Raw genomic sequence first — 3,943 nt, forward strand, 5'->3', positions numbered from 1 at the left:
CCGGGCTCGGCGCCGGCTCCTCCGGCAGCAGCATGGCGACGCGTTCGCGCAGCGTTTCCGCGGCAAAGGGCGTCGTCAGCGGCGGCAGCATGGTAAGACCATATTCCTCGCCGACCTGCTGCACGGCCCTGACGATGATCGACTCCCGGGCGCCGACGGTCAGAACCTTGCCGGCAAAAGCCTCCCGCACCAATATTTCGAGGAATCTCCCCGGCTCGATGCCGTCAGTGGCGACGCCGAGCAGGATCAGGTCGGGCAGATCGGTGGCGAGCACCGTCTGCAGTTCGTCCGCGCTGGCGCATTCGCTGGTGACGAAGCCGAGATCCTCCAGCACCTCGCTGAGAAAGGCGCGCAGATGCCGCTTGCTATCGGCCACGCAGGCGCGCGGCGTTACCTTTCGTCGTCCGAAGGTCACAGGCCTTCGTCCGACGAGCTCAACCATCCCATCGTTCATCAACGTCACTCCCGTTCCGTGACGGTTTCTTAAACGCGGAGCGTGGGTTCAAATAAGGAGAGCATCACATCGTTCTTGAATTATCTGAGTAACGTTAAACCCTGCAATTCGAGCTAATTTTTCAACAGTCTGTTCGAAAAGAATTCGCGTACCCGAGCACCGCAGGCGCAACGCCTGCCAGCGCACGCGAAATTTTTCTCGCGCGATGTAACTGGCATCGTGCCCGCCGATGGACGGAGGCGGGCAATGCGAATGTGTGCCCTTTCGAAGCAATGCGGGATCGTCGGAGGATTGACCGGTGGCTTTTTCGAGATGTGCGGCGAGTGCTCGATGACGGGGAACAGGACCGCGTCGTCTTCTTTCCCGCGATGCGCGCATGTTCCGCCTTCGCCCGCGACAGTTCTGCGACAACGCGGCCAGGCCCGCGGCCGGGAATGTGAAGCGCATCACATGCGGGTTGCTGCACTTGCGCTATTGCTCGGCTCAGCCGGTGGTGGGCTGTCGAGGATTGCGACAATGACGACGCGGCGTTTGATGTATTGGTGGTTCAGGGTCGTGATGTCAGGACGATTTCTCGATCGCTTCCTGTGCCTGCCGCGCGCGCATTGACGCGCGCCGCGCGATATCAGGTTTGCCCGATCAATTTGCGGAACGCGGCCGCGCCGTCCTGCATCGCGTCGCGCCCCTTCCAGGCCAGATAAGTCAGCTTGCCGCCGAGCGTGTCATGGCTGCGCAGTCGGCGAGAGCCGAGGATGTGGCCGACATTGGAAGGGAAGCGGCTTACCTCGGCGGACACCAGCGCCGCGATCGCGTCCATCAATTGCTGGAGCCGGATTCCCCATTCGCTGTTTTCGATGCCGTCGATGCGCACCTTGAGCGCATATTCGGTGTCATAGATCTCGGTGAGCAGGTCGCGGGCGACCAGCACCCGGTTGTGCCGGAGCGCGATACGAAGCGCGAGGCGCTTGTCGTCGAGCCGGTCGAGCACCATGGGAACGACGCAGGCATAGGGCGCGGCGGCGACGTCGGCAGGGCTCTTGCTCGCGGCGGCCTTGGTGGCGAGGCGCACCAATTGCCAGGACGTCGCAAGGCGCCTCGCCACCAGCGTCAGAGCGAAGGGCAGTGCCTCGGGATGGGCCTTCTTGAAGGCGTCGAGCTGCGCGGTGATCTGGGCAACCTGGCCGTCGTCGAATCTCGCGATTTTTGCAGGCAGCTTTTCATTGAATTTCGGCAGCGCATCGCCGGCGCGCAGCACATGCTGCATCTTCCTGACGTCGTCGAAGGCGCTGCGCGACGCCGTATACTGCGCGAGCTTGGCCCGCGCGAATTCGGTGCTCTCCGCCGAAGCGAAGGTGCTCTCGAGCACCTTGACGACCTTGGTCTGGAAGGTCGATGCGATCTTCAGGACTTCCTTCGGATTGTTGGCGGCAACCTGGTCGCTGATCGCCTTGATGTAGTCGCGGGCCATGGTCGGCAGCAGGTCGCGGCAGATCCATTCCCAGATCGGGGTGAGGGTGTTGCGCGAGATCCGCCCCATATTGGCGTGCTCGGGCGCGCCGTCGATCAGGAGCAGCTCGAGCGGTGCGAAGAAATAGCGCGACGGGCTGGTGGCGCGCGCCTGGGTCGATCCGTCCTTGCGAAACTCGGCGCGCAAGCGGGACTGGACGTCGGCCGAGCCCGGCATGTCGAGGCCGCACAGCTCGAGCCGCTCCAGCTCACTGAGCAGACAGCTGCGCGACAGCGGCGTCAGCCTCTGCAGGAATTCCGACAGCCGATCGATCTCGTCCATGGCACGCAATCTTTCGCAGCGTGTCCCGCGGGCGTGCGGGCCCAATGCGTGGAGGCATTTGCGCGCTCTCAACCTCCTAAGAGAAGCAAGTCGCCGTTAATTATTCCGTAAAAGCCGGGGGGCGGCCTCGGGCGAAAGCGGCGGTTAAGGAGTTTTCGGACCGTTTGCCGAAGACCTCAGCAGGAAACTCAACCCTTGCGGGATCGGGCGCCGCGCGCCGCAAGCACAAATTGTGCCGACGTCGCCATTTTAGCGCAAAACCGCCGAAATCACCGTAGTCTTACGGAGCAAAAAGTTAACCACAGACCGCCCCCGGTTCCGCTAAATGAGTGACATGGGGTCACAGAATGATACGGCCACCGATTCGCGGCCGTCGGAATGGTACGAAAGCAGCGCTGCTCCAACTGATGAGCTCGATTTCGTCCGCCTGAGCGCCGCCCGGGCCAAGGCGGCCGACGAAATGGCCGCTGCCATTGCCCGCGAGCTCAACGGCCCCCTGACTGCGCTGCTGCTCTACATGGGCGAGATCAAGCATCACAGCGATCAGTTCGCGCCCGTCACCGGCGACCGTGCCTATTTGCAGCGGGTGGTCGAGAACGCGCTGGCACAGACCGAGCGGGTTTGCGGCCTGGTCAAGCAGCTTGCGGGTCGTCACAAGGGTGGCTTGTCGATCCCGTCCAGTGCCGAGGACGCAGAATCGAAGGCCGTCCGCGCCCAGCAAGCCCAGCGCGTGCCGAGTGCCGAACTCCTCGGCCTGTCGGGCCAGAAGCGGCTGACGAAGCGCGAGCGCGAGGTGCTGAGGCTGATCAGCGAGGGATACTCGAACAAGCAGGGTGCGCTTCGGATGCAGATTAGTCCGCGCACGTTCGAGAGCCATCGTGCCGAGGCGATGCGCAAGCTCGGTGCGCGCAACACCGCGGATCTCGTCCGTGCGGCGCTGCTGCATTCGATCGATTGAGGCTGGCGTGTTGCATCGCCGGCAGGCGGTGCGGACAAAGGCCGGAAGATATATCTCGAGAACCCGATCGCGCTCAGAAATAGTCTTCGGCGAAGGGACGCGCGCGCGAGGCGGGACGCAGCGGCTTGATTTCTTCCTTCGGCCCGTTCGGGATAATGGTGATGGTCCAGCGGGGAGGCATGCTCGATTCCTGCTCCAGCACCGAACGCACGAAGCCGGTCACCGTCGACTCGCCAGCCCTCACCGTCGCCATCCGGCCGTTGAACTGTGCGATGCGGAAGCGGCGAACCTCCTTCTGGTCCGCGGTCTCGTAGGTGAACATGGAAACCCTCCTGGTTTCCCGCGACTATCACCACCTATGATTAGCCATCTCTAAAAATCGCCAACCGTAGAAGTACGGCGGGAATGCACGCCGGAGTGGTTAGCGCGGCTCCTGTGCGCGCGCGGCGACATAGGCGGCATCCATCCGGTCCAGGAGATCGCGGAATTCGGCATCGCCGAGCCTCTCTGCCGACCTCTCCAGCGTCAATGCCAGCGCCGCGAGCCTGACATAGCCGAATGTCCCGGCCGCGCTCTTCAGCGAATGCGCTTCGCGCGCGATCCTGGCATGGTGCTGAGCGAGCGAGAGCGTGCGGAACAGTTGCAGGCGTGCGCAGGTCTCGCTCCAGAACACCTCGCGCACTTCGCAGGCACCGTCCTCGCCGATCTCGCGCACCAGCGCTTCGTATGCGCGCGGCTCGCG

At 63.5% G+C, this 3,943-nt stretch carries 4 protein-coding genes and 1 pseudogene; 1 reads left to right on the forward strand and 4 read right to left on the reverse strand.

Going from position 1 to position 3,943, the window contains the following annotated elements; genetic code table 11:
- Positions 1-454: pseudogene (locus tag MOV75_RS29725) on the reverse strand (response regulator); the annotation flags it as partial.
- Between the two features lie 625 nt (positions 455-1,079).
- Positions 1,080-2,243 carry a hypothetical protein gene (locus tag MOV75_RS29730; protein WP_246928457.1) on the reverse strand — a complete coding sequence of 388 codons (1,164 nt, stop codon included), beginning with the start codon at positions 2,241-2,243 and terminating at the stop codon, positions 1,080-1,082.
- A gap of 334 nt (positions 2,244-2,577) precedes the next feature.
- Here MOV75_RS29730 and MOV75_RS29735 point away from each other — a divergent pair, with 334 nt between their 5' ends.
- Positions 2,578-3,201, forward strand: a complete 624-nt coding sequence (locus MOV75_RS29735; RefSeq protein ID WP_246928459.1) for a helix-turn-helix transcriptional regulator — start codon at positions 2,578-2,580, stop codon at positions 3,199-3,201.
- Positions 3,202-3,274: 73 nt separating this feature from the next.
- On the opposite strand, the gene MOV75_RS29740 is transcribed toward MOV75_RS29735, so the two are convergent.
- A complete protein-coding gene (locus MOV75_RS29740) occupies positions 3,275-3,523 on the reverse strand; it encodes a hypothetical protein (RefSeq protein ID WP_246928461.1) in 249 nt (82 codons plus the stop codon).
- Between the two features lie 99 nt (positions 3,524-3,622).
- On the reverse strand, positions 3,623-3,943 hold a 321-nt coding region (locus tag MOV75_RS29745), incomplete at its 5' end, for an Hpt domain-containing protein (RefSeq protein WP_247007107.1).

This window comes from Bradyrhizobium sp. PRIMUS42 (assembly GCF_023006515.1).
Taxonomy (GTDB): domain Bacteria; phylum Pseudomonadota; class Alphaproteobacteria; order Rhizobiales; family Xanthobacteraceae; genus Bradyrhizobium.